This is a genomic window from Massilia putida (genome assembly GCF_001941825.1).
Classification (GTDB): Bacteria; Pseudomonadota; Gammaproteobacteria; order Burkholderiales; family Burkholderiaceae_D; genus Telluria; species Telluria putida.
The window spans coordinates 2,697,290-2,722,621 of record NZ_CP019038.1 but is presented as its reverse complement, the minus strand read 5'-3'; the positions used below and the strand labels follow the sequence as shown (position 1 = coordinate 2,722,621).

20 protein-coding genes and 1 tRNA gene are annotated in these 25,332 nt (G+C 63.6%); 4 read left to right on the top strand and 17 right to left on the bottom strand.

Annotated elements, in window-relative coordinates; all coding sequences use genetic code 11:
• Nucleotides 1-79 precede the first annotated feature (79 nt).
• Nucleotides 80-156, top strand: a tRNA-Met gene (locus BVG12_RS14340).
• Between the two features lie 160 nt (nt 157-316).
• Entirely contained in the window at nt 317-733 is a 417-nt protein-coding gene (locus tag BVG12_RS14335) for a T6SS immunity protein Tdi1 domain-containing protein (protein WP_075792980.1), read from the top strand.
• A 2-nt stretch (nt 734-735) separates the two neighbouring features.
• Here BVG12_RS14335 and BVG12_RS14330 read toward each other — a convergent pair whose 3' ends face one another.
• The 17 genes from BVG12_RS14330 to BVG12_RS14250 form a co-directional block, all read right to left on the bottom strand.
• Nucleotides 736-1,758: a hypothetical protein gene (locus BVG12_RS14330; protein ID WP_075792979.1), complete on the bottom strand. Its 1,023-nt coding sequence runs from the start codon at nt 1,756-1,758 to the stop codon at nt 736-738.
• Nucleotides 1,759-1,848: 90 nt separating this feature from the next.
• Nucleotides 1,849-2,727, bottom strand: coding sequence for a DNA-3-methyladenine glycosylase family protein (locus BVG12_RS14325; RefSeq protein WP_075792978.1), 879 nt, complete (start codon nt 2,725-2,727; stop codon nt 1,849-1,851).
• Nucleotides 2,724-3,620, bottom strand: coding sequence for a DMT family transporter (locus BVG12_RS14320; protein WP_075792977.1), 897 nt, complete (start codon nt 3,618-3,620; stop codon nt 2,724-2,726). The genes BVG12_RS14325 and BVG12_RS14320 overlap by 4 nt, the downstream gene beginning before the upstream one ends.
• A gap of 431 nt (nt 3,621-4,051) precedes the next feature.
• Nucleotides 4,052-5,149, bottom strand: coding sequence for a M48 family metallopeptidase (locus tag BVG12_RS14315; protein WP_075792976.1), 1,098 nt, complete (start codon nt 5,147-5,149; stop codon nt 4,052-4,054).
• Between the two features lie 12 nt (nt 5,150-5,161).
• Nucleotides 5,162-5,611: a dUTP diphosphatase gene (gene dut / locus BVG12_RS14310; RefSeq protein ID WP_075792975.1), complete on the bottom strand. Its 450-nt coding sequence runs from the start codon at nt 5,609-5,611 to the stop codon at nt 5,162-5,164.
• 32 nt (nt 5,612-5,643) lie between these two features.
• Entirely contained in the window at nt 5,644-6,864 is a 1,221-nt protein-coding gene (gene coaBC / locus BVG12_RS14305; RefSeq protein WP_075796370.1) for a bifunctional phosphopantothenoylcysteine decarboxylase/phosphopantothenate--cysteine ligase CoaBC, read from the bottom strand.
• Nucleotides 6,865-6,889: 25 nt separating this feature from the next.
• Nucleotides 6,890-7,411, bottom strand: a complete 522-nt coding sequence (gene lspA, locus BVG12_RS14300; RefSeq protein WP_075792974.1) for a signal peptidase II — start codon at nt 7,409-7,411, stop codon at nt 6,890-6,892.
• Nucleotides 7,412-7,465: 54 nt separating this feature from the next.
• On the bottom strand, nt 7,466-10,354 hold the full coding sequence (ileS, locus tag BVG12_RS14295; RefSeq protein WP_075792973.1) for an isoleucine--tRNA ligase: 2,889 nt from the start codon (nt 10,352-10,354) through the stop codon (nt 7,466-7,468).
• An 88-nt stretch (nt 10,355-10,442) separates the two neighbouring features.
• Nucleotides 10,443-11,414, bottom strand: a complete 972-nt coding sequence (locus BVG12_RS14290; RefSeq protein ID WP_075792972.1) for a bifunctional riboflavin kinase/FAD synthetase — start codon at nt 11,412-11,414, stop codon at nt 10,443-10,445.
• Nucleotides 11,415-11,674: 260 nt separating this feature from the next.
• The gene (locus BVG12_RS14285) at nt 11,675-12,907 is read right to left on the bottom strand and encodes a tetratricopeptide repeat protein (protein ID WP_075792971.1); all 1,233 of its coding nucleotides are present in this window, start codon (nt 12,905-12,907) and stop codon (nt 11,675-11,677) included.
• Between the two features lie 70 nt (nt 12,908-12,977).
• Nucleotides 12,978-13,409: an ExbD/TolR family protein gene (locus tag BVG12_RS14280; protein WP_179966267.1), complete on the bottom strand. Its 432-nt coding sequence runs from the start codon at nt 13,407-13,409 to the stop codon at nt 12,978-12,980.
• 79 nt (nt 13,410-13,488) lie between these two features.
• Nucleotides 13,489-13,917 carry an ExbD/TolR family protein gene (locus tag BVG12_RS14275; RefSeq protein ID WP_075792969.1) on the bottom strand — a complete coding sequence of 143 codons (429 nt, stop codon included), beginning with the start codon at nt 13,915-13,917 and terminating at the stop codon, nt 13,489-13,491.
• 3 nt (nt 13,918-13,920) lie between these two features.
• A complete protein-coding gene (locus BVG12_RS14270) occupies nt 13,921-14,856 on the bottom strand; it encodes a MotA/TolQ/ExbB proton channel family protein (RefSeq protein WP_218921057.1) in 936 nt (311 codons plus the stop codon).
• 83 nt (nt 14,857-14,939) lie between these two features.
• Entirely contained in the window at nt 14,940-15,602 is a 663-nt protein-coding gene (locus tag BVG12_RS14265; RefSeq protein WP_075792967.1) for an energy transducer TonB, read from the bottom strand.
• Nucleotides 15,603-16,172: 570 nt separating this feature from the next.
• Nucleotides 16,173-17,699 carry a SpoVR family protein gene (locus BVG12_RS14260; protein ID WP_075792966.1) on the bottom strand — a complete coding sequence of 509 codons (1,527 nt, stop codon included), beginning with the start codon at nt 17,697-17,699 and terminating at the stop codon, nt 16,173-16,175.
• 11 nt (nt 17,700-17,710) lie between these two features.
• Nucleotides 17,711-18,982 (bottom strand): YeaH/YhbH family protein, encoded by a 1,272-nt coding sequence (locus BVG12_RS14255; protein WP_075792965.1) that lies wholly within the window; start codon nt 18,980-18,982, stop codon nt 17,711-17,713.
• A 226-nt stretch (nt 18,983-19,208) separates the two neighbouring features.
• A complete protein-coding gene (locus BVG12_RS14250; protein WP_075792964.1) occupies nt 19,209-21,131 on the bottom strand; it encodes a PrkA family serine protein kinase in 1,923 nt (640 codons plus the stop codon).
• Between the two features lie 612 nt (nt 21,132-21,743).
• On the opposite strand from BVG12_RS14250, the gene BVG12_RS14245 reads away from it, so the two are divergent.
• Both BVG12_RS14245 and BVG12_RS14240 read left to right on the top strand, forming a co-directional pair.
• Nucleotides 21,744-22,760, top strand: coding sequence for an adenosine deaminase (locus BVG12_RS14245; protein ID WP_075792963.1), 1,017 nt, complete (start codon nt 21,744-21,746; stop codon nt 22,758-22,760).
• Nucleotides 22,761-22,765: 5 nt separating this feature from the next.
• Nucleotides 22,766-25,297 (top strand): ABC transporter permease, encoded by a 2,532-nt coding sequence (locus BVG12_RS14240; protein WP_075792962.1) that lies wholly within the window; start codon nt 22,766-22,768, stop codon nt 25,295-25,297.
• Nucleotides 25,298-25,332 lie beyond the last annotated feature (35 nt).

The window sequence follows — 25,332 nt, the reverse complement described above, 5'->3', positions numbered from 1 at the left end:
GCTTATGCTGCGATCGCGGGGAGTCGGAGAACCGCGATTGCCTAAAGTGCCGAAGGTGCGTATAATGCAAAGCATCAGACGCGGGGTGGAGCAGTCTGGCAGCTCGTCGGGCTCATAACCCGAAGGTCACAGGTTCAAATCCTGTCCCCGCAACCAGATTCCAAAGCCGCTGATCCTGTTCCGGATCAGCGGCTTTTTCGTTTTGGGCCGGCCGGGTTCGCCCGTTCGACCCGTCTCAACCATGCCCGCATTCCCTGCAACGCGCGCCGCCCGGCCCGGTCGAAGTCTCCGTGTGCGTTGAAAGCGGAGCTAACGAATGATTACTGTGGAAGACATCAACGAGGCGTGGGGCTGGACCGGCCTCCACGCCGTCGAGGTGCTGGGCGAGAACGCCTTCGGCAATCTGATCGTCCGCGACGAGGACGGCATGTACTGGCGCCTGTCGCCGCAAGACCTGCGTTGCGAACCGGTGGCCGAAGACCGCGCCGCCCTCGATGCGCTGTCGTACAACCAGGAATTCCTCGACGGCTGGTATATGCCCGATCAGGTGCGCCTGGCCGAGACGACGTTGGGGCCCCTCACGGCCGGGCGCAAGTATTGTCTGAAAATACCCAGCGCGCTGGGCGGGCACTACGGGCGCGACAACCTGGCCATGGTGCCCTTGCACGAGCTGATCCGTTTTTCTGGCGAAGGCGCGCAGCAGTTCGACGGCCTGCCGCGCTGGCTGGGGTAGGACTAAAAACGTTGCAGCAGGCCGATCTGGAACAGGTCGCGGTCGTTCGTCTTGCGAAAGGTCTTGATGCGGTTGAAGTTGATGATGGCCCGCGTGCGCGCGGACAACGCGCGTTCGGCCTGGAAGCTGATCAGAAGATCCGTGGCCGTGCGGTTGCCGTCGCGCCGGTTCGCCGCGAAATACGGGCCGAGGCCGGCGCTCATCGACAAGCGCGGCGTCGCGGGCTGCACATACCACAGCTGGCCCGCGATCCCGCGCCGGTCGACGCGCGCGCCGTCGTCGCCTTCGAACAGGAATTTATAGCCGATGCCCCAGCGCTCGGCATACTGCCGCGCCTCCAGCACGCCCGCATGCGCGCCATGGGTGCCCGCCATATTCGTGATCGACGTGCCGAACGTGCCGCCGAGCCACAGCCGGCCGTCCGGCACGACGTCGGGCGCGGGCTCGGCCGGGCCGAACTGGCGTCCGATGCCCAGCACGAGCGCGTCCGACCGGTGCACGGTGTGCATGGCCACGTGGTTGTAGCCGAGACGCACGTGCGTGCCGGACGGTCCGGGTACGGCCAGGCGCAGGCCGACGCTGATGAGCGCGCCGAGCCGCGCGTCGTCGATCTGCGTGTTACCCGTCGGCGTCGCGATCTCGGTGGTGTTCATGCTCAGGTACGGGCCCACGCCCAGTTCGCCCGTCCACATGCGGGACAAGCGGTGTACTGCGAGCCATTGCAGCGCAAAGCCGTCGCGGTGGTTGTTGTCCGGATGACCTTCGTTGTAATGGACGAAGTCGATGCGCATGGTCCAGCCGGGCGGCAGGGCGAGGCCGAACACGTCGTCCTGCTGGCGCCCGGCGCGGACTTCGAACGTGCGCCCGCGCATCCAGCGGTAGCCGCTCGCGTTGCCGCCGTAGATGCGGCCGTTGCCGAAGGCGAGCGACAGATACGCGCCGTGGTTGTCGGGGTCGATGGTGTCGGCCTGGGCCAGGGCGGCGTGCACCATCAGCATGGCCGCCATGCATGTCTTCGCTTTCATGACTACCTCCGCTCGAGTCCGTCTACGGGCAGTCTGGACAAGCGGAGCGCCCGTGCCTTGTGGCGGCACAAGACATGCGTTGCGGTTGCGTCAGCCGGCCGGCTGGTTCAGGCTGGCCCAGAGATACGCCGCGGCCATCGTGCGGTGCGGGCGATAGGCTTCGAGAAATGCTTCGGCCTCGCGCATGTCGGGACGTTCCGTGCCGCGCAGGCGGCCGATGGCATTGCGCACGGCCACGTCGCCGTGCAGCGAGCAATCCGCATAGCCCCAGCCGCGCAGCAGTGCATAGTTGACGGTCCACGGACCGATGCCCTTCACCGCGAGCAGGCGCTCGCTCACGCCGGTTGCATCGGCCGTGCGGTCCAGCGACAGCGCGCCATCGGCCACGAGGCGGGCGAAGCGCAGCAGCGTCTCGGCCTTCGCGCCGGAAAACTTGCGACTGGTCAGTTGCTCGATGTCGAGGCGGGCCACGTCGGCCGCTTCCGGATAACACCACAGGCCGCTCGAATGGACGCGTCCGGCCAGCTTGACGAACGTGCGGCGCAGCGCGATCGCGAACGGCAGGTTGATCTGCTGGCCGATGATGGCCCACGTCAGCGCTTCGAACACGGTGGCGGACTGGATCACGCGCAGGCCCGGCTGGCGCGCGACGAGGGGCCCGAACAGCGGATCGTCCCGCACCGCCTGCTCGAACGGCGCAGGGTCGATGCGCAGGCCCAGCATGTTCGCGAGGGCGTCGTGCACGGCCTCGATCGGGGCTGCGCCGTCGCTGGCGACGACGCACTCGGCGCGGTCCGCGTGCAGCGTGATGTCGAGCACGGTCGGCACGCTGTCCAGCAGCACGCCTTTGCGGATGCGCCCGGCGTCAGTATCGACTTGTTCGGCCAGCGCATCGGCGTCGCGGCCGTGGAAGGTGAAGGCGTCCGTGTGGCGATAGCCGGCCGGCAGCGCGATCGTGTGGCGGTTCATTTGCCGCATGCCTGCACCGGCGCGGCGCGGCCGAAGCGGGGCGTGAAGCCGGTGACGAACGCGGTGCCGACCAGCACGATGGCGGAGCCGACGATCGTGTACCAGCCGATCGCCTCGCCGAGGAACAGGCGGCCCCACAGGATGCCGAAGACGGGGCTCAGGAACGTGACGGTGAGGGCGGACGTCGTGCCGACCTGCTCGATCAGCTTGAAGTACAGGATGTAGGCGATGCCGCTGCACAGCACGCCCAGCGCGATCACGGCGCCGACGATGCCGGCGGAAGGCAGCCCGGCGGGCGGGAACAGGGGCAGGGCGGGCAGCACCATCAGCGCGGACGTCCACATGGTGCCGTGCGCGTTGGCGAACGGCTCGACGCTCTTCGCGGTGCGCGCATACAGGCTCGCGACGCTGTAGCTCAAGGCTGCCACCAGCGCGGCGGCGACGGCGAGGCCGGCGCCGGGACGGCTCGTCGCGTGGTCGAAGCCGACGAGCAGCGCGACGCCGACGGTGCCCAGCACGAGGCCCAGCGCCGTGCGCGCGCGGATCGCCTGACGGCTCCAGACGGCGCCGAGCAGCGCGCCCCACATCGGCGCGGTGGCGTTCAGCACGGCCAGCACGGACGCCGGCAACGTGCGCGCCGCGAACGCGAACAGCAGGAACGGGAACGCCGAATTGAAGAAGCCGAGAATGAAGTAGTGCTTCCAGTGCGCGCGCAGGTCGAGGCGCTTCTTGAGGACGACGCCGACGGCGGCCAGGAACAGCGCCGCGAACAGCACGCGGAATTCGATCAGCACCGCGGGGCCCAAGGTCGGCGCGCAGATGCGCATGAAGAGGAAGGAGCCGCCCCAGATGGCGGCAAGCACGATGAGGCGCAGGAGGTTGGCAGTGTTCATGGTTCCTGGATCGGTATCAGGTCGGGCCGGCGCCGGATGATAGGGCGCGCGGGCATCCTCCGCCTTCCCGTTTCTTGCGCTCGAATTGCGCGACGGGACGGAGGAATTGGTAATGATACAAAAAGCGCGGAGGTGCTGCTGGCGGCGGGCCGATTTGCGGCTGGCTGGACGCGTGGGCACGGGGTGCCGACCCTACGTCGGCGTTGCGGGCAGAGTGGACGGCTCGCCGTCCACGCGTTCAAGCGGCGCGGAACGGACTGGCGGCGGGCTTATTTGCGGCTGCCTGGACGCGTGGGCACGGGTGCCGAACCTACGTCGGCGTTGCGGGCAGGGCGGGCATTTGAGGCCGGGGGCTCAAATGAAACGAGCCCACGCGAAAATAAGCGGGGCCGCACACGCGGCCCTCGTCGATCACGCGAATCGTTGCGCGGTCACGGCACCAGCGGCTTCTTCGCGGACCGTTTCGCCTTGATTTCCCCCACCGCCTTTTCCACGGCCGCCAAGCGCTGCGGCAGCGCCGGATGATTGGCGCTGTAGCCGTTCAACACGCTCGGCGGATACGTCTCGGCCAGGCGCGTCCAGAACGCGGGCGCATCCTTGACGTCGTAGCCGGCGCGCGCGGCGAGGTAGATGCCGAGGCGGTCGGCCGCGGCGTCGGCTTCCGCCGGCATCGCCTTGATGCCGCCGCTGCCGATCAGCATCGACGTGTCGGGCGTGATGCTTTTCAGGTTGTCGATGATGCTGCCGATCGTCGCGCTGTTGCGCTGCGCGGCCGGGTGGCCCAGCATGTTGTGGGCCATCGTCCTGGCCAGCACAAAGGCCAGTTCGTCGTCGTCATGCGTGAAGTTGATCATGCCGCGCGTGACGAGCACGCGCGAGCCGTCGCCGTACGCGTTGACGTTGTCCGAGTTGCCCAGTTCGATCGCGAAGGCGCACGCGCGCGTGACGGGGATCGTCAGCTGGCGCTCGCTCTGGCGCCGTTCGACCGTCATCGGCAGGCTGGCCTGCGACGCGATGATCTTGGCGAAGATGGCGCCGGCCTGGGACAAGGCATGTTCTCCCGTCGGCAGTGGTTTGCCGCCCGCGGCGAGCAGGACGTCGCCCGTCTGCAGGCCCGCGCGCGCGGCGCCGCTGCCGGCCAGCACGCCCGTCACCTGCAGGTGTTCGTCCATGCCGAAGGCGACGTGGGCGGCTTCGTTGTATTCGCCCGGGTAGGACCAGCGGTTCTTCGCCGTGAAGCCCAGCAGGTTGCGGGCCTGGCCCTTGCACAATTCGGCATTCTGGATCAGCAGGGGCGCGGCGACCTTGTACAACCGGTCCTGCAGGCCTGCCATCTTCGTCAGGGTGTCGGCGGCGGCGGCCATCTGCGGGCTCAGGGCAGGGGCTTCCACGTGGCGTTCGGTGATGCGCGGCGTGGTGCCTGGCGCGCGCGGTGCCTGCGTGGCGCAGGCCGACAGCAGCAGGGCTGCGGCGATGCCCAGCGCGGATACCTTGAAGCCCGCGGGGCGCTGACGAAGATGTCCGGTCATGTGCTCCTCATATTAATGTTTGCCGGTGGAGCCGAATCCTCCTGCGCCCCGGTCGCTCGTTGCGAAATCCTCCACGACGTTGAAACCCACCTGCAGGACAGGCACCACGATCAGCTGCGCCAACCGGTCCATCGGCTGCAACGTGAACGTCGACTGGCTGCGATTCCAGGTCGAGACCATCAACTGGCCCTGGTAATCGGAGTCGATCAAGCCTACCAGATTACCCAGAACGATGCCGTTCTTATGGCCGAGCCCACTACGCGGCAGGATCATGGCCGCATAGCCCGGATCGCCGATGTGGATGGCGAGGCCGGTGGGCACGAGCACGGTCTGGCCGGGCTCGATGGTCAGGGGGGCCTCGATGCATGCGCGCAGGTCGAGGCCCGCGCTGCCGGCGGTGGCGTAGGCCGGCAGGAAGTCTTTCATGCGCGGGTCGAGGATTTTCAGGTCGATGTTCTTCATGGAGCTTCGGTGTGTCGGATACTTGGGATGATTCAGGCCAGCAGCGAACGTTGTTCCAGCCGCTTGGCGATCTCGGAGATGAGCTGGCGCGCCAGTTCCAGCTTGGTCGCGCGCGGGAGCACCGTGTGGCCGCTTTCGTCGAACAGCACGATCGCATTCTCATCCTGCCCGAACGTCTGCGGGCCGATATTGCCCACGAGCAGAGGAATGCCTTTTTTCTCGCGCTTGACGGCGCCGTATTCGATCAGGTTCTCGGATTCGGCCGCGAAGCCGACGCAATACGGCCAGCCGTTCAGCGACGTGGTCGCGGCCACGCTTGCGAGGATGTCCGGGTTCTGCGTGAAGTGCAGCTGCGGAGCGTCGCCGCTGCCGTCCTTCTTGATCTTCTGCGCGCTGGCATTGTCGACGCGCCAGTCGGCGACGGCCGCCACGCCCACGAAGATGTGCTGGCCGGAGACGGCTTGCATGACGGCGTCCAGCATCTGGCGCGCGCTCTGCACGTCGATGCGGCGCACGCCGTGCGGCGTCGGCAGCGCGGTCGGGCCGGAGACGAGCGTGACCTCGGCGCCCGCCTCGCGCGCGGCGCGCGCGATCGCATAACCCATCTTGCCGGAGGACAGATTGGTGATGCCGCGCACGGGATCGATCGCTTCATAGGTCGGGCCGGCCGTGATCAGGACGCGTTTTCCTGCCAGGAGCTTGGGCTGGAACGAGGCGACGAGTTCGTCGAGCAGTTCGTCGGGCTCCAGCATGCGGCCCATGCCTGTCTCGCCGCAGGCCTGCGAGCCGGCCGCGGGGCCGAGGATGCGTACGCCGTCCGCCCGCACCTGGGCGACATTGCGCTGCGTGGGTGCCTTTTCCCACATCTCGACGTTCATCGCCGGCGCCACGAGCAGCGGCACGTGGTGCGGACGCGCGAGGCACAGCGTCGACAGCAGGTCGTCGGTGGCGCCGTGCGCGAGCTTGAACAGGAAGTCGGCCGAGCAGGGCGCGACGAGGATGGCGTCGGCATCGCGCGTGAGGTCGATGTGCGCCATGTTGTTGGGGATGCGGCCGTCCCACTGGTCCGTGTAGACGCTGCGGCCGGACAGCGCCTGCATGGTCACGGTGCCGATGAAGTGGGTGGCCGCCTCGGTCATCACGACCTGCACGTGCGCGCCTTCCTTCGTCAGCGCGCGGCACAGTTCCGCAGCCTTGTAGCAGGCGACCCCGCCGGACAGGCCGAGGACGATCTTCTTGCCCTTCAGGTCCATGCTCATGGAATCCTCCGCGATGGGTTCAATGCTTGTTCACGCGGCGCAGTTCATCGATGATGAACAAAAAGGCGCCGATCGAGATGGCGGTATCCGCGATGTTAAAGGCCGGGAAGTGACCGAGGCCGCGCCAGTAGAAATCGAGGAAGTCGATCACGTGGCCGTGCACGATGCGGTCGATCAGGTTGCCCAGTGCGCCGCCCATGATCAGCGCGAGCGCCCAGCAGAACATGCGCTGGCCCGCGTGCTTGCGCAGCAGGTAGATGATGAAGGCGACGGCCGCGATGGCGATGCCGGCGAACAGGTAGCGCTGCCAGCCGCTTTGGTCGGACAGGAAGTTGAAGGCCGCGCCCTTGTTATACGCAAGCACCAGGTTGAAGAAGCCCGTGATCGGCTTCTCCTCGCCAAGCCCGAAGGTGCGCGTGATGGTGATCTTGCTGATCTGGTCGAGCAGGATGACGATGAAGGCGATGCCGAGCCATGGGGTGAGGCTGCCACCCGAACGGGACGAGACGGCGGAGAATGTTGGTTTTTTTTTGCTGGCCATGTCGATGGTCGTGAAGTGAAAAACCCGGGCCGCGTGGCCCGGGTGGTGCGTGCATCAGGCGAAGCGGCGGCTTTCCCCGCTGCCGAACAGATTGCTCGTGCAGCGGCCGCACAGGCCAGGGTGCGCGGGGTCGTGGCCGACGTCGCGGCGGTAGTGCCAGCAGCGCTCGCACTTGGCGGCATCGGACGGCGTCACCGTGACGGCTTCCGCGGACGCGTCCGGTACCTGTTCGACGGCGGCCTGCGACGTGATGAACACGAACTTCAGGTCATCGTCCAGGCTGGCCAGCGTCGCGTATTTGTCGCCGGCGGCTTTGATGACCAGTTCCGCCTGCAGCGACGAGCCGATCGCGCCGGATGCGCGCACTTCTTCCAGCTGCTTGGTGACGTCGGCGCGGACGGCGCGCAGCAGCGCGTACTTGTCCAGCAGGGCGCCGGCGTCGCCGATCTGCGGGAACGTCCACAGCGTCTGCGTGAAGATCGTTTCGTCGCTGTCCTTGTAAGCCTGCTCGCCCGCGAACACGGCCCATGCTTCCTCGGCCGTGAACGACAGGATCGGCGCCATGATGCGCAGCAGCGCGTGGGCGATGTGCCACAGCGCGGTCTGCGCCGAGCGGCGCGCATGCGAGTTCACGCCGGTCGTGTACAGGCGGTCCTTGAGGATGTCGAGGTAGAAGCCGCCCAGGTCTTCCGAGCAGAAGTTCTGCAGGCGCGCGACGACCGGGTGGAATTCGTAGCGCTCGAAGTGCTTCGCCACGTCCGCCTGCAGGCGCGCCGTTTCGGCCATGGCGTAGCGGTCGATCTCGATCAGCTCGGCCACCGGCACGGCGTTTTTGGCCGGATCGAAGTCCGACGTGTTCGCGAGCAGGAAGCGCAGCGTGTTGCGGATGCGGCGGTAGGCTTCCGTCACGCGCTTGAGGATCTCTTCGGACAGCGCCAGTTCGCCCGTGTAGTCGGTCGATGCGACCCACAGGCGCAGGATGTCGGCGCCCAGCGTGTCACTGATCTTTTGCGGTGACAGCACGTTGCCGAGCGACTTCGACATCTTGCGGCCATGCTCGTCCACCGTGAAGCCGTGCGTCAGCAGCGCCTTGTACGGCGGTGCGCCATTCAGCATCGACGACGTCAGCAGCGACGAGTGGAACCAGCCGCGGTGCTGGTCCGAGCCTTCCAGGTACAGGTCGGCCGGGAAGTGCGACTGCTGCGCGTGCGAGCCGCGCAGCACGGTCTGGTGCGTCGTGCCGGAGTCGAACCACACGTCCAGCGTGTCGCGGTTCTTTTCGTACATCGCGGCTTCATCGCCCAGCAGGTCGCGCGGGTCGAGTTTGTGCCAGGCCTCGATGCCGCCTTCCTCGATCAGCTTGGCCACCTGCTCCAGCAGCGCCAAGCTGCGCGGATGCAACTCGCCGGTCTCCTTGTGCAGGAAGAAGGCCATCGGGACGCCCCACTGGCGCTGGCGCGACAGGGTCCAGTCCGGACGGTTGGCGATCATGCCTTGCAGGCGCGCCTGGCCCCAGTCGGGGAAGAATTGCGTCTCGGCGATGCCGGCCAGCGCGGATTCGCGCAGGGTGGGGCCGCCGTCCTTCGGCTTGATGTCCATGCCGGCGAACCACTGGCTCGTCGCGCGGTAGACGATCGGCGTCTTGTGGCGCCAGCAGTGCATATAGCTGTGGTCGAACATCTTGAGTTCGAACAGGGCGCCGGCTTCGCTCAAGGCATTGCAGATCGGTTTGCTGGCTTCCCAGATGGTCATGCCGCCGAACAGTGGGAGCGTGCTCGCGAAGCGGCCGTCGCCCATCACCGGCTTCAGGATCTCGTCGTCCTTCATGCCGTGCGCCTTGCACGACTGGAAGTCTTCCAGGCCGTAGGCCGGGGCCGAGTGGACGACGCCCGTGCCGCTGTCGGTGGTCACGTACTCGGCCAGGTAGACGGGCGACGTGCGGTCGTAGAACGGATCGGCCGCGTGCAGCGGGTGCTTGAAGCGGATGCCGCCCAGCTTGTCGCCGGTGGTCGTCGCGACGACGTCGCCTTCCAGCTTGTAGCGCTGCAGGACGCTTTCGGCCAGGTCTTTCGCCACGATCAGCAGCACCGGGCTGCCGTTGCGATCGGCTTTCACGAGCGCGTACGTCACTTCCGGATGCACGTTCAGCGCCTGGTTCGACGGGATCGTCCACGGCGTCGTCGTCCAGATCACGATGAAACCGTCGCCCGCGGGCAGCGCGGGCAGGCCGAACGCCTGCGCCAGCTTGTCGCTTTCCGCGAACGGGAAGCCGACGTCGATGGCCGGGTCTCGCTTGTCCTGGTATTCCACTTCCGCCTCGGCCAGCGCCGAGCCGCAATCGAAGCACCAGTTCACGGGCTTCAGGCCGCGGTAGACATAGCCCTTGTCGAGCATCGTGCCGAGGGCGCGCAGTTCGTCGGCCTCGTTACTGAAGTTCATGGTGAGGTACGGATTCTCCCACTCGCCCAGCACGCCCAGGCGGATAAAGCCGGTGCGCTGGCGGTCGACCTGCTCGAGCGCGTAGGCGCGGGCCTTTTGCAGCACCTCGGCCGTCGGCAGGTTCTTGCCGTACAGTTTTTCGATCTGGATCTCGATCGGCATGCCGTGGCAGTCCCAGCCCGGCACATACGGTGCGTCGAAGCCGGCGATGGTGCGCGATTTCACGACCATGTCCTTGAGGATCTTGTTGACAGAGTGACCGAGGTGGATGTCGCCGTTCGCGTACGGCGGACCGTCGTGCAGGACGAATTTCGGACGGCCGGCGGCCGCCTTGCGGATGCGCTGGTAGATCTTCTTGTCCTGCCATTGCTTGACCCAGCCCGGTTCGCGCTTGGCGAGGTCGCCACGCATCGGGAAGGGGGTGTCGGTCATGTTGACCGGGTATTTACTCTCCGGCTTCTTGTTGCCTTGTTGGCCTTTTTGGCCTTGCTTGGTATCGGACATGGTGATTTCTAAAGTGGACTGCTGTTGTTCGTGACGACGGGACGGCGCGCGGGCGCCGTTGGCGGACATGAGACCGCGGAAGTCCCGGTCAAATTCGGTCGGTGGCCGTGAGGGCGCCGGCGCGCCGCGCGAACCAGGCGCGAGCCTGCTGGGCATCGCACTCGATGGCGGCCGTGAGCGTAGCGAGGTCGACGTATTTTTCCTCGTCGCGCAGCTTGGCGAGGAATTCCACGCGCACGAGCTTGCCGTAGCACGGCTGCGCCCAGTCGAAGATATGGACTTCCAGCAGCATGCGGCCGGCGTCTTCGACGGTCGGACGCACGCCGAGGCTGGCGACGGCCGGCAGCGGCTGATCGGCGAGGCCGTGCACCTGCACGACGAAGATGCCGGCCAGCGCGGGGCGGTGCGCCACGCGCAGGTTCAAGGTCGGGAAGCCGAGCGTACGGCCCAGCTTCTGGCCATGGATCACGTGGCCGGACATCGAATACGGGTGGCCGAGCAGGGCGCGCGTGGCGTCGAAATCGCCGGCGGCGAGGGCGGCGCGCACGGCCGAGGACGAGATCCGGGTGGAGTCGTGCAGCACGGCCGGCAGGCTGTGCACTTCGAAGCCGTAGCGTTTGCCGGCCTCGGCCAGCAGGGCGACGTTGCCGGCGCGGCGGGCGCCATAGCAAAAGTCGTCGCCGACCATCAGCCATTTCACGTGCAAGCCCTCGACGAGCACGCGCTCGGTGAATTCTTCCGGCGACATCGACGCGAAATGCTCGTTGAAGTGCTCGACGATGACGCGGTCGACGCCGGCATTGCCCAGCGATTCGAGCTTGTCGCGCAGGTTGGCGATACGCGCCGGCGCCTTTGACATATCGCCGCTACGCTGGGCGAAATATTCGCGCGGATGGGGTTCGAAGGTCATCACGGCGGCTTCCAGCCCGAGGCGGCGGGCGTTCGCTGTCACGTGGGCCAGCAGTGCCTGGTGCCCGCGGTGGACACCGTCGAAGTTGCCGATCGTGAGTGCGCAAGGCGCGCGTGCCCTGTCGTTGGGAAGTCCGCGAAATACCTTCATGGGATGGTTCGTGCTTCTAGGCGAAATACCAGATTATACGGCAAAGGACATGTTGCACAGCGCAATGACTTGGCTGGTAGGGTGACCAGCGCCGCTGTCCACGCGTTCGACCGGCTTCAAAACTGGCCGCGACAGTTCAGATGTACGTTGAATGCGTGGACGGCAAGTCGTGCACCCTAGAAAAAAGCGCAGCCGGCGTGAGCGGGCTGCGCTTTATGTGGCCACCCGTGGGTAGCCGGCATGCGTGGAGCAGGGATGGCTTAGCCGGAGATCGGCTTGTTGATCGCCATGATGAAGTAACGGGCCAGATCCGCCGTGCCGTCGGTACCGCCGACGGACTTCAGCGTGCTGATGGCCTGCGACTTCTTGCCGGCGACGGCATACGCCTCACCCAGGTGCAGCTTGACGTCTTCCGGGTGCTTCAGGTCCTTGGATTTCGAAGCGGCTTCCATCATCTTCAGGCCCTTGTCGACCTGGCCCGACTGGACCAGTGCGTAACCCAGCGAGGCCAGGCCGTCGTCGTTGCCGTCCTTGGTCAGCTGGGCTTCGGTGGCGGCCAGGTTCTTGTTCTGGTCGGCCAGGGTCTTCTCGGCCAGGTCCTTCAGGCGCTGGTGACGGGCGGCGTCCGGGCCGGTGCCCAGTGCGCCTGCCTTGTAGCCTTTGTCGATGACCTTCAGGGCTTCAGCCGGTGCGCCGGCCTGCAGCACGAGCTGGGCCATTTCCATGAACTCGCTCGGCTTCTTCATCAGGTTGTTGGCCAGCTTGAGACGGTAGACGTCCACGGACAGGCGACCCGAGAAACCCGGCTTGCCCTGCACACGGTTCAGCAGGTCGGTCCAGTATTGGGCTTTCGGATAGTTGGCAGCCAGTTTTTCGATGGTGTTGACGTAGCCAGCCTTGTCGTTCTTCTTGAGCTGGATGTTGGCCAGCATGCCCAGCTGGTCTTCGCTCAGACGGCCGTTCTTCTCGGCGGAACGCAGTTCTTCTTCCAGGGCTTTGATGTTGCCCTGCTTGTAATAGTTCTGCATCAGGTAGGCGCGCAGCTTGGGATCGTCGTGTTCCTTGAGCTGGCGTTCGATGGCGGCGTTGGCCTTGCCGAGGTCGCCGGCACGCATGTAGATGCCGATCAGGCCTTCCGAGAACTGGGCTTTTTCAGCGGCCGACAGCTTGCCCGAACCGATCAGGTATTCGAAGGCCTTGGCGGCGGCTTCGTAGTCGCCGGAAGCCGAGGCGGCACCGGCGCGGGTGCGTTCGATCAGGTACGTTTCGTTCGCCGACTTGCCGCCGACCTTGTCGAGCTCGCGCAGCTTGGCCATGGCTTCCTTGTTCTTGCCCGATTTCATCAGCTGCTGGGCTTCCTGCAGAGGCTTGCCGATTTCCGGGCGAAGGGTCTCAGCCGCGTAGGCGGGAGCCAGGCCGACGACCGGTGCAGCGGCGGTGAATCCGAGTGCGGCCAGAACGAGGCCGAGATGTGCGAGGCGGAATTTGGACATTAGCGAAATTCTTTCATTCAAAATAGACACGGCAGGGAAACCCTGCCGTGTTCATTATAGCCAAAGCGATTTACTGGAACTGTTCGTTACCGACCATGCCGATCTTGGTCACGCCAAGACGCTGGGCCGATGCCATCACGCCAGCGACAACCTTGTATTCGACCAGCTTGTTCGGACGCAGATGCACTTCCGGCTGATCAGGTTGGGCTGCCACGTTGGCCAGCTTTGCTTCGAGAGTGGCACGATCCGGAACCGGGGTGTTATCCCAGAGGATAGTACCGTCGAAGTCCACGTCGATCGTGATCACTACCGGTTCCTTGGTCGGCGGCGGCGGATTGCCAACCGGCATATTCAAGTTAACCGAATGGTTTTGTTTTGGAATGGTGATGATCATCATGATGATCAGCACCAGCATGACGTCGATCAGCGGCGTCATGTTCATTTCCATCATCGGTTCCGGATCGGCTGATTTAGCACCGGACGAACCAACGTTCATACCCATGGTGTTTCCTTTCAAATCTTGGGAACCAGCGTGATAGCGGTGCAACCACTATCACGCTGGCGGGTTGTGTCCTGAAGGATCAGCCCTTATCAGGCGGTTCGGTGATGAAACCGACCTTCTGAATCCCGGCACGCTGGGCCGTGTAGAGCACCTTGCCGATGGCTTCGTAGCGGGTTTGCTGGTCGCCACGAATCTTCACTTCCGGCTGCGGGACTTTCACCGATTCCTTGGCCAGGAATTCGAACAGTTCGTCGGTGTTGTTCAGCTGCTTCTGGTTCCAGTACATCTCGCCATCTTTGTTGACGACGATGTTCACGTCTTCCGGCGTGGTCTTGACAACCTGGTTGGTCTCGATCGGCAGGTTAATCTTCTGCAGGTGGAGGACAACCGGGCTGGTGATCAGAAAGATGATCAGAAGAACCAGCATCACGTCCACGAGGGGCGTGGTGTTGATCTCTGACATCACTGCATCTTCATCTCCGCTATCGGAGCCAACACTCATGCTCATGGTTTAGCCAACCTTTTTAGCGGTGCTGGCGCCTTGAGCACGTGCAGCTTCCGAGGTGTGCATTGCGCCCGAGATCAGGACCGAGTGCACGTCAGCGCCGAACGAGCGGACGTCTTCCATTGCCGCCTTGTTGCGACGGACCAGCCAGTTGTAGCCCAGAACGGCCGGAACTGCGACGAACAGACCGAATGCGGTCATGATCAGTGCTTCACCCACCGGACCTGCGACCTTGTCGATCGATGCGTTACCGGTCATACCGATGTTGGTCAGTGCGTTGTAGATACCCCAGACGGTACCGAACAGACCGATGAACGGTGCGGTCGAGCCGACGGTTGCCAGGAACGACAGGCCATCCTGCAGACGCGACTGGACTTTGTCCACGGCGCGCTGGATCTGCATGGTCACCCAGGTCGACAGGTCGATCTGCTCGAGCAGAGCGCCGTCGTGGTGCTGGGTTGCCTTGGTGCCGGTTTCAGCGATGAAGCGGAACGGCGAGCCGTCGGTCAGTTGAGCGGAGCCTGCGGCGATCGACGGGGCTTTCCAGAACTTCTGGTTGGTTTCCTTCGACTGCTTGAAGATCTTCATCTGGTCGATCAGTTTGGTGATCATGATGTACCAGGAACCCATCGACATGATCGCCAGGATGATCAGCGTGCCGCGCGACACGACGCCGCCGTTCCACACAGCCGCGGGGCCGAACGGGTTCTCGACTTCTTCTTTCTTGGCTTCGCCGCCAGCTGCCGGAGCCGCTGCCGGTGCCGAAGCGGCAGCGTCGGCTGCCGGTGCTGCTGCGTCAGCCGCCGGTGCCGCTGCCGGGGCGCTCGCTGCTGCCGAAGCCGGAGCGTCGGCGAAGGCCGGAGCGGACACCAGTGCCGATGCCGCAGTGACCGAGAACAGGAGAGCCGCAACGGTAGCGGACAAACGGGTATTCTTAAACATGCTTCCTCCAAAAATTTAAAATGAACAGTTCGCTGAACTAATGACAACGAAAATCTTGCGTTGAGACGATACGCTGCCTCTGGTTATTCCAGCGTCCAGACGTACTGTACCGGCTGCCAGGACTCGATGGCCTGGCCGTTCTCAGTTGCCGGTTTGAACCGGCACTTGCCCAGTGCCAGCTGAGCAGCCTTATCCAGGTCGCGGAAGCCGCTGGACTTCGTGACCTTGGAATCCTTCACGCCGCCGTCCGCACCAATCAGGAACGAGATCGTCGACACACCCGTTTCTTCGTTACGCAGCGACGATTTCGGATACTCCGGCTTCGAGCACGTATTGAAGTCTGCAACTGCCGGGGTCCGGGCCGGGCCGGCCGGCTTGGTTGCCGGGGGCGCGTTCGGTGGTGCCGGCGGTGCCTTGATGATTTCGTTCGTCGCCGGTTTCGTCTGCGTCGCGTTGGCGATCACATTCTGCTGCGGCGGCGGGGTCTGCACTTGCACTTCCACCGGCGGGATGAACGGCGGAGGCGGCGCCTTCATTTCCGGCGGCGGCGGCGGTGGCGGCGTCTCCGGAGGTGGCGGCGGTTTTACGTCTTCAACGATCTTGGTCTCCACTGCCTCGGTCACCTTGCTGATCATCTTTTTGCCGAGACCAGTGACGATCCCGTAAGCAACGATCAGGTGCAAGACGACGACAATGGCGATACCAGTCAAATTCTTCCCGGGGTTCTTCTCATGCGAAAAATTCATCCTGCTTTCTCCAATACCAACCTTTTTTTGTTGCTACCAAACCCACAAAACACGACAAAAAGCTAAGAGCCGCATCCGGGACATCGGCGAATTATACCTACGAATTCTTTTTTGCACATACATTTTTACACCCTCAAAGAGAGGCTTTTTGTCTGTAAAAACAGGCAAGAAAAGTCATCAATATGGAACAGGCGCAGGCGTGCCGATGGAGGTGGAAGTTAGTTGTTTTGCAATGTGGTGGGGCCCCTTTCGTAATGTGTGGAAAATAAAGCGGCCGACGCCAAAATGCCGAATTTTCCATGTAAATTTTTGCAAATCAGCAAATATCATACGAAATCATCGTGGCGTTTCTGCTAACTATATCGAAATTCCGTGCATAAGTGCGTACTGTTGAAACGGTTTTCCCCCTAGATCAGAGGGGTTGGCCATAACAAGATCTTATGCGGATACCGGTGATTGATATGGCTCACTAACGACGTCAGCTGTTAGTTGAACTACATCACAAGGGGAGGAGGGTGTCAACAGGATGGAAGAAAAAAATGCCCGCGCCGAGCAGCGCGGGCAGGAGAGTCAGTAACGTGCGCGCTTCTCGCGGCGGCACTCCAGGCTGCTGACGACACGCCCGGATGGGTCAACGGTCTCGAGGCGCACATCGAACCCCCAAAGACGTGCGACGTGCTTGAGAACCTCATGCGCCTGCTGGTTCAGGGGGCGGCGCTGGAACTGTGTATGACGTAGCGTGAGCGCCCGGTCGTCCCGCGTGTTGACTTGCCAGACCTGGATGTTCGGCTCGCGGTTGCCGATATTGTATTGATCGGCCAGCTGCTGGCGCACGTAGCGGTACCCGGCCTCGTCGTGGATGGCCGAAATCGTCAGCTTGTCGCTGCGGTCGTCGTCCAGTACGGCGAAGAAGTGGAATTCCCGGATCAGCTTGGGCGACAGGTACTGGGCGATGAAGCTCTCGTCCTTGAAGTTGCGCATGGCGAAATCGAGGGTCTTGAGCCAGTCGCTGCCGGCGATGTCGGGGAACCAGACCCGGTCCTCGTCCGTCGGGTCTTCGCAGATACGCTTGATGTCCGTCATCATCGCAAACCCGAGCGCATAGGGATTAATGCCGTTGTAATAAGGACTGGTGGCCGGCGGCTGGTAGACGACGTTCGTGTGGCTCTGGAGGAATTCCAGCATGAAACCGTCGCCGACGATCCCTTCTTTATAGAGTTCCTGCAAGATCGTGTAGTGCCAGAAGGTCGCCCAGCCCTCGTTCATGACCTGGGTCTGGCGCTGCGGATAGAAATACTGCGAGATCTTGCGCGTGATTCTGACGAGTTCGCGCTGCCAGGGTTCCAGCAGCGGCGCGTACTTCTCGATAAAGTAGAGCAGGTTTTCCTCGGGCTCGGGCGGGAAGCGCGGCGGCGGCTGGTCCTTGATCTGTTCCTCGCGCCGCGGCAGGGTGCGCCACAACTCGTTGACCTGCGACTGCATGTATTCCTCGCGCTCTTTCTGGCGCGCCGCTTCCTGCGCGACCGACAGCTTGGCTGGCCGCTTGTAGCGGTCGACGCCATAATTCTGGATCGCATGGCAGGAATCGAGCAGCTCTTCGACGGCGTCGATGCCGTGCCGCTGTTCGCACTCGGCAATATAGTTCTTCGCAAAGACCATATAGTCGACGATGGCGTCGGCATCGGTCCAGGTCCGGAACAGATAATTGCCTTTGAAGAAGGAATTGTGGCCATAGGCCGCGTGCGCGATCACGAGCGCCTGCATCGTCAGACTGTTTTCCTCCATCAGATAAGCGATGCAGGGATTCGAGTTGATGACGATTTCATAGGCGAGCCCCATCTGGCCCCGCTTATAGCTCTTTTCCGTCGTCAGGAAATGCTTGCCGAAGGACCAGTGGTTGTACGACACGGGCATGCCGACGGACGTGTACGCGTCCATCATCTGCTCGGCCGTGATGATCTCGAGTTGGTTGGGGTAGGTGTCCAGGCCGAACTTCCTGGCCACCCGGCGGATTTCCTCGTGCGCCTGCTCGATCAGGTCGAACGTCCATTCGGACTGCTCGGGCAGGGCGCGCGGGTTGTTGGGGTCTCTTGGCATAGCGGGCCTCGCTACTTGGGCTGCTTCTTGAACAATTCGCGGAACACCGGGTAGATGTCGGCCGGCGTCACGATCTTCTGCATGGCGAAGTTCTGGTGCGTGGCCGCCACCTCGGCGTACTGTTCCCACAGGTTCTGGGGCGGTCCGTCGGTGATCTCGACATAGGTGTAGTACTGGACCTTGGGCATGATCGCATTGGTCAGGATCTGCCTGCACAGCACGGAATCGTTGTCCCAGTTGTCGCCGTCCGAGGCCTGCGCCACGTAGCTGTTCCAGTCGCCATTGCTGTAGCGCTCGCTGATGACCTTGTTCAACAGGTGCAGCGCCGACGACACGACGGTACCGCCCGATTCGCGCGAGTGGAAGAACTCGTTTTCGTCGACCTCGGCCGCGGCCGTGTGGTGGCGGATGAAGACGACGTCGATGTGTTCGTAGACCCGCTTGAGGAACAGGTACAGCAGGATGAAGAAGCGCTTGGCGGTGTCCTTGCGGCTTTCGTCCATCGATCCGGACACGTCCATGATGCAGAACATGACGGCCGCCGTGGACGGCTTCGGGATCTTGATCCGGTTGCTGTAGCGCAGGTCGATCGGATCGATGAACGGGATCGCCAGCAGGCGCGTGTGCAGGTGGTGGATCTTGTGCTTGAGGTCCAGCACGATGGGGTCGTCATCCTCCACCCCTTGCTCCTGCAGATCGCGCAACTGGTGTTCGAGCGCCGTCAGTTGCTTGCGGGACGGACCGCCCACCGCGATGCGCCGGCCGAGCGCGCCGCGCAGGGAGCGCAGCACGTGAATGTTCGACGGTGTGCCGGAGATGTTGTAGCCGGCGCGCTGGTTCTTGTATTCGACGACCTGGGTCAGCTGCGTCTTGACCATATTCGGCAGCTCGAGGTCTTCGAAGAAGTAGTTCATGAATTCTTCGCGGCTGAGCTCGAAGATGAAATCGTCTTCGGTCGTCTGCTCGCTGTTGCCGGCCTTGCCGCGTCCGGCGCCGCCGCCACCGCCGCGGGGACGGTTGATCGTGTCGCCTTTCTGGTATTCGGTATTGCCGGGGTTGACGGTTTCCCAGACACCGCCATGTGCGTGCCCGAAATGCGGCTCGCTCACATCCTTGACGGGAATCGAAACTTTCTCGCCATTTTCAACGTCGGTGATCGAGCGACCCTTGATCGCCCGGCCCACCGCATCCTTGATTTGCGCCTTATAGCGACGCAAGAATCGTTCGCGGTTGACCGCAGACTTGTTCTTGCCCTGCAAGCGTCGGTCGATGAGGTAAGTCAAAACAGGCCTCCTGCTGAAATTCGCGGCGGGCCGGATTCCTTCCCGGTCCCCCACATATTAACGCGCTTTAGTGGGGGGCGTGATAAACCTGCTGCGCGTCGCACAGGCGGCCTGCGATGCTCGCCGTACCGCAAGTACGGCTGCGCTTCTCGGCCACCTGTGCTTCCGTCCGCCACGGTTTCTCACGCCCCCGCGAAGCAAACACTGCGCGGAGTGCAGGTTTCCTTTATGAGGACTTGCGTACGCGCAAGTACCACTCGCATAACAAACGAACCTGTTTCGGCGTATAGCCTTTTTCGACCATACGGGCAACGAAGTCGGCGTGCTTGGTTGCATCTTCGGCACTGGCCTTCGCGTTAAACGAAATCACCGGCAGCAGTTCCTCGGTATTCGAGAACATTTTCTTCTCGATCACGGTGCGGAACTTCTCATAGCTGGTCCACGCAGGATTCTTGCCACCGTTCGTCGCCCGTGCGCGCAGCGCGAAGTTGACGATTTCGTTGCGGAAATCCTTCGGGTTCGAGATGCCGGCCGGCTTCTCGATCTTCTCGAGCTCGGCGTTCAGCGTCTCGCGGTCGAAGCTCTCGCCCGTGTCCGGATCGCGGAATTCCTGGTCCTGGATCCAGAAATCGGCGAACGTGACATAGCGGTCGAAGATGTTCTGGCCATACTCGGAATAGCTTTCCAGGTAGGCCGTCTGGATCTCCTTGCCGATGAAGTCGACGTAGCGGTTCGCCAGGTGCTCCTTGATATACGACATGTAGCGCTGCTCGGTCTCGCCCGGGAATTGCTCGCGCTCGATCTGCTGTTCCAGCACATACAGCAGGTGCACCGGGTTCGCCGCCACTTCGGTATTGTCGAAGTTGAAGACCTTGGACAGGATCTTGAAGGCGAAGCGGGTCGACAGGCCGTTCATGCCTTCGTCCACGCCGGCATAGTCGACGTATTCGTGCAGCGACTTGGCCTTGGGATCGGTGTCCTTGAGGTTCTCGCCGTCGTAGACCAGCATCTTCGAATAGATGCTCGAGTTTTCCGGATCCTTCAGGCGCGACAGGATCGCGAACTGGGCCATCATGCGCAGCGTCCCCGGTGCGCATGGCGCTTTATCCAGCGAGGAATTGCGCAGCAGCTTGTCGTAGATCTTGATCTCGTCCGACACACGCAGGCAGTAGGGCACCTTGACGATATAGATACGGTCGAGGAATGCCTCGTTGTTGCGGTTGTTGCGGAAGGTCTTCCACTCCGATTCGTTCGAGTGCGCCAGGATGATGCCTTCGAACGGGATCGCGCCGAAGCCCTCGGTGCCCTTGTAATTGCCTTCCTGCGTCGCCGTCAGCAGCGGGTGCAGCACTTTGATGGGCGCCTTGAACATCTCGACGAATTCCATCAGGCCCTGGTTCGCCAGGCACAGGCCGCCGGAATAGCTGTACGCATCCGGATCGTCCTGCGCGTAGTCTTCCAGTTTGCGGATGTCGACCTTGCCGACCAGCGAAGAAATATCCTGGTTGTTTTCGTCGCCCGGTTCCGTCTTCGAGATCGCGACCTGCTTGAGGATCGACGGATAGCGTTTGACGACGCGGAACTTGTTGATGTCGCCGCCGTATTCGTGCAGACGCTTCACGGCCCACGGGCTCGGAATCGCGCGCAGGAAGCGGCGCGGGATGCCGTAGTCTTCTTCGAGGATGGCGCCGTCCTCTTCCTCGTTGAACAGGCCGAGCGGCGATTCGTTCACCGGCGAGCCTTTCAGCGCATAGAACGGCACCTGTTCCATCAGGTGCTTCAGTTTTTCCGCGATGGACGATTTGCCGCCGCCGACCGGTCCCAGCAGATAAAGAATCTGCTTGCGCTCTTCGAGGCCCTGGGCCGCGTGACGGAAATAGGAAACGACCTGTTCGATCACTTCCTCCATGCCGTAGAACTCACGGAAAGCGGGATAAACCTTGATGACCTTGTTGGCGAAGATGCGCGACAGGCGCGGGTCGAGGCGGGTGTCGACCAGGGTGGGTTCGCCGATTGCGGCCAGCATGCGCTCGGGAGCGCTGGCGTAAGTCAGGGGATCTTTTTTGCAAAGCTGAAGGTACTCAGACAGGGAGTATTCCTCTTCCCGGGTACGCTCATAGCGGGCTGCGTAGTTATCAAAAATGGTCATGTGAATGTCCTCTAATGTGCTAACACTGATCACTGTCCGGCGGCCTACTAGGATGGCCGCCCAAGCCCCGGTTTTGGCAGGTGTTCTTGTTGGGGTCGCCGTCTGTTTTGGGGTCAGAAGATCTGACACAAAACGAAGGGCGATGTTCTTTGTTTTCATCCGGTTTCACCGGGACCTCGTGGAGCCCGCTGTTCGTGGATCCGCGCTGGTGGCGAGGTCCCTCGCCGGTTTGTTAGCGCCCGCTGAGAGCGTCTTCTTACGCTTATGAAATTTATTATCTGCCTATTAGTTCTCGAAGTCAAAACAGTGTCGTGCACTTGTGCGTCGTTTTGCTAAGTCATTGAAACAAATAAGAAAATAACCATTTTAAATAGGATTGCGAACATTGTCTTTACACCTGTTTTGGTAATATCGACATGATTTCCAAACAGGATTCTTGATCCCGTCAGCCACAATCGTGTTTATTAATTGGTAAGTAAATAGTGCACCATCTTGCTAAGCAGTGGCGCACGCGTATGGCGCAGCGATATACCCTGGAATTCTCCAGTGAAATGAGAGGCTTGCATCCATGCGCTACACTGCTTCCTTGAATCCATTCCATTCGGAGAATCCATGCTGAACGAACAGCTGCGCCACGTGTTGCAGGCGATGCCGAAAGCAGAATTGCACATCCACATCGAAGGTTCCCTCGAGCCCGAGCTGATTTTTGAGCTGGCGCAAAGGAACGAGGTGTCGCTTCCATATGCATCCGTCGAAGCGTTGCGACAAGCGTACGCTTTCACTAACTTACAATCTTTCTTGGACATCTATTACGCCGGCGCAAGCGTCCTGTTGACCGAACAGGACTTCTACGACATGACGATGGCGTATCTGGCAAGGGCCGCGGCCGACAACGTCCGCCACGCCGAAATCTTCTTCGACCCGCAGACGCATACGGCGCGCGGCGTGCCGTTCAAGACGGTCGTCGACGGCATCTGGCGCGCCTGCCAGGAAGGACCCATCAGCGCGACCTTGATCATGTGCTTCCTGCGCCACCTGTCCGAGGAAGAAGCTATTGCCACGCTGGAAGAAGCGCTGCCGTTCCGCGACAAGATCATCGGCGTGGGCCTCGATTCATCCGAGGTCGGCCATCCGCCGGAAAAGTTCGCGCGTGTGTTCGAGCGCGCCCGCAACCTCGGCCTGCACCTCGTCGCGCATGCCGGCGAGGAAGGCCCGCCGGCCTATATCGAGAGCGCGCTGGACGTGCTGAACGTCGAACGCATCGACCACGGCGTGCGCTGCCTCGAGGATCCCGACCTGGTGGCGCGCCTGGTGCGCGAGCAGATGGCGCTGACCGTGTGCCCGCTGTCGAACCTCAAGCTGCGCGTATTCGACGTCATGGGCGACAGCAATCTGCGCCGCCTGCTCGACGCGGGGCTCGTCGCCACCGTGAACTCGGACGACCCGGCCTATTTCGGCGGCTACGTCAACGAGAACTACCTGGCCGCGTTCGACGCGCTGCCGCTCGACATGCGCCACGCGCGCCAGCTGGCGAAGAACAGTTTCAGCGCGGCCTTCCTCGAGCCCGAGCGCAAGCGCGCTTACCTTGCCGAAGTCGACGCGTTCTTCGACGCCGCCCAGGCGGCGTGACGACCATGCTGAGCCAATCCCTGCGCATGACCGCACGCGACTGGCGCGCCGGCGAACTGCGCTTCCTGCTGGTGGCGCTGGTGGTCGCGGTGTCGGCGCTGGCAGCCGTCGGCTTCTTCGTCGACCGCATGCGCGCTGGCCTGAACCGAGACGCCCGCCAGCTGCTCGGCGCCGACCTGCTCGTGAACGCCGACCAGCCGCTGTCCCAGGACTGGCGCGATGAAGCGGCGCGGCGCGGCCTGGTGCTGGCCGATACGGTGACGTTTCCCAGCATGGCGCAGGCGGGGCAGGGCGACGCGTCGCAGGCGTTGCTGGCGTCCGTGAAGGCCGTGTCGACGGGCTATCCGCTGCGCGGCGCCATGCGCGTGACGACGAGTCCGATTGATGCCAGCGAAGCCCTCGGCGACATCACGCACGACACGCCGGCCCCCGGCACGGTCTGGGTCGACGTCAACCTGCTGCCGCCGCTGCGGATCAAGGTCGGCTCGACGATCCAGCTGGGCGATAAAAGCTTCAAGGTCGCGCGCCTGATCGCCTCGGAACCGGACCGCGGCGCGTCGTTCGCCAACTTCGCGCCGCGCGTGATGCTGGCGCTGGCCGACCTGAAAGCCACGGGCCTCGTCGACAATTATGCGCGCGTGACGTACCGCATGCAGGTGGCGGCGAAGTCGCCCGACGACCAGGCCGCGGTCGCGGATTACGAGCGCTGGCTGCGTGCGCGCATCGCCAGCGACAACGTGCGCGGCGTGCGCATCGAGACGCTGGAAAACGGCCGCCCCGAGATGCGCTCGACGATCGACCGCGCCGAGCGCTTCCTGTCGCTCGTCGGCCTGCTGTCGGCGATGCTGGCCGCGGTGGCCGTCGCGATGGCCGCGCGCCGCTTCATGCAGCGCCACCTGGACGCCTGCGCCATGCTGCGCTGCCTCGGCATGACGCAGAACGAGGTCGGGCTGCTGTTCCTCATCGAATTCGCCATCGTCGGCCTCGCGGGCAGCGTGCTCGGGGTACTCGTCGGTTTCGGCGCCCACTTCGTGCTGCTCGAAATGGTCAAGAGCCTGATCCCCGCCGAGCTGCCGCCCGTGTCGCCGCTGCCCGCGCTGCAAGGCGTCGCCACCGGCATGCTGCTGCTCGTGGGCTTCGCGCTGCCGCCGGTCCTGCAGCTGCGCAACGTGCCGCACAACCGCGTGATCCGGCGCGAGCAGGCCGCGCCGAAGCCGCTCGCGCTGGCCACGTACGGCCTCGGTACGGCGGTCTTCGCCGGCCTGCTGCTGTGGCAAGCCGGCGACCTGCAGCTCGCATTGCTCACGGCCGGCGGCTTCGGCGGCGCGTTCGGCCTGTTCGCGCTCGTCGGCTGGCTCGCGCTCTTCGGCTTGCGCCGCCTGCGCGGCGCGTTCCGCCACCAGGGCTGGCGTTTCGCGATCACGTCGCTGCAGCGGCGTCCCGGCGCGACGGTCGTGCAGATCGTGTCGCTGTCGCTGGGCCTGATGGCGCTGCTCGTGCTGACCGTCGTGCGCGGCGACCTGATGGCGGCCTGGCGCCTGGCCACGCCGCCCGATGCGCCGAACCGTTTCATCATCAACATCCAGCCCGACCAGCGCGACGGCGTCGCACGCACGATCCGCGCGGCCGGGGTGCGCGACGTCACCTTGTACCCGATGATCCGCGGCCGCCTCGTCGCCGTGAACGGCAACGCTGTCACGGCGACCACGTACACGGACGAGCGTGCGAAAGGCCTTGCCGAGCGCGAATTCAACCTGTCGTCCACGAACGACCTGCCGGCGTCGAACGAGATCGTGCAAGGCCGCTGGTACCGCGACGCGCCGGGCGTGGCGGAAGCGTCCGTGGAGCAGGGTCTGGCGAACACGCTGCGCCTCAGGTTGGGCGACACGATGCGCTTCGATATGGGCGGCCAGATCGTCGACGCGAAGATCACGAGCCTGCGCAAGCTGGAATGGGGATCGATGCGCGCCAACTTCTTCGTCATCATCAATCCGGCCGCGATGGAGGGCGCGCCGACGACGTACATGACGGCGTTTCACCTGCCGGCGCGCGGCATCGGGCTGGCCAACACGCTGACGCGCGCGTGGCCGAACCTCACCGTCATCGACGTCAGCGGCATCATCCGCCAGGTGCAGGAAGTGCTCGACCAGGTCGTCGTCGCCGTGGAATTCCTGTTCCTGTTCACCTTGGCCTCGGGCGTGCTCGTGCTGTACGCGGCGCTGATGGGATCGCAGGCCGAGCGCACGCGCGAAGCGGGCCTGCTGCGCGCGCTGGGCGCCACGCGCGGCCAGCTGGCGCAGGCGCAGCGCATCGAGTTCGTGCTGGTCGGCGGCTTGTCCGGCCTGCTGGCGGCATCGGGCGCGGCGGCGCTGGGCTGGGCGTTGGCCACATACCAATTCAAGTTTCCATGGACGTTCGATCCGCAGGTGTGGGTCGCGGGGCTGGTCGTGGGGGCCGTGTGTGCGCTCGTCGGCGGCTGGCTCGGGTTGCGTAATGTGTTGCGGCAGCCACCGTTGCAGACCTTACGGGAGGCCTGACATACCCGTGGTGCGTGCGTTGCGCTATCATGGAT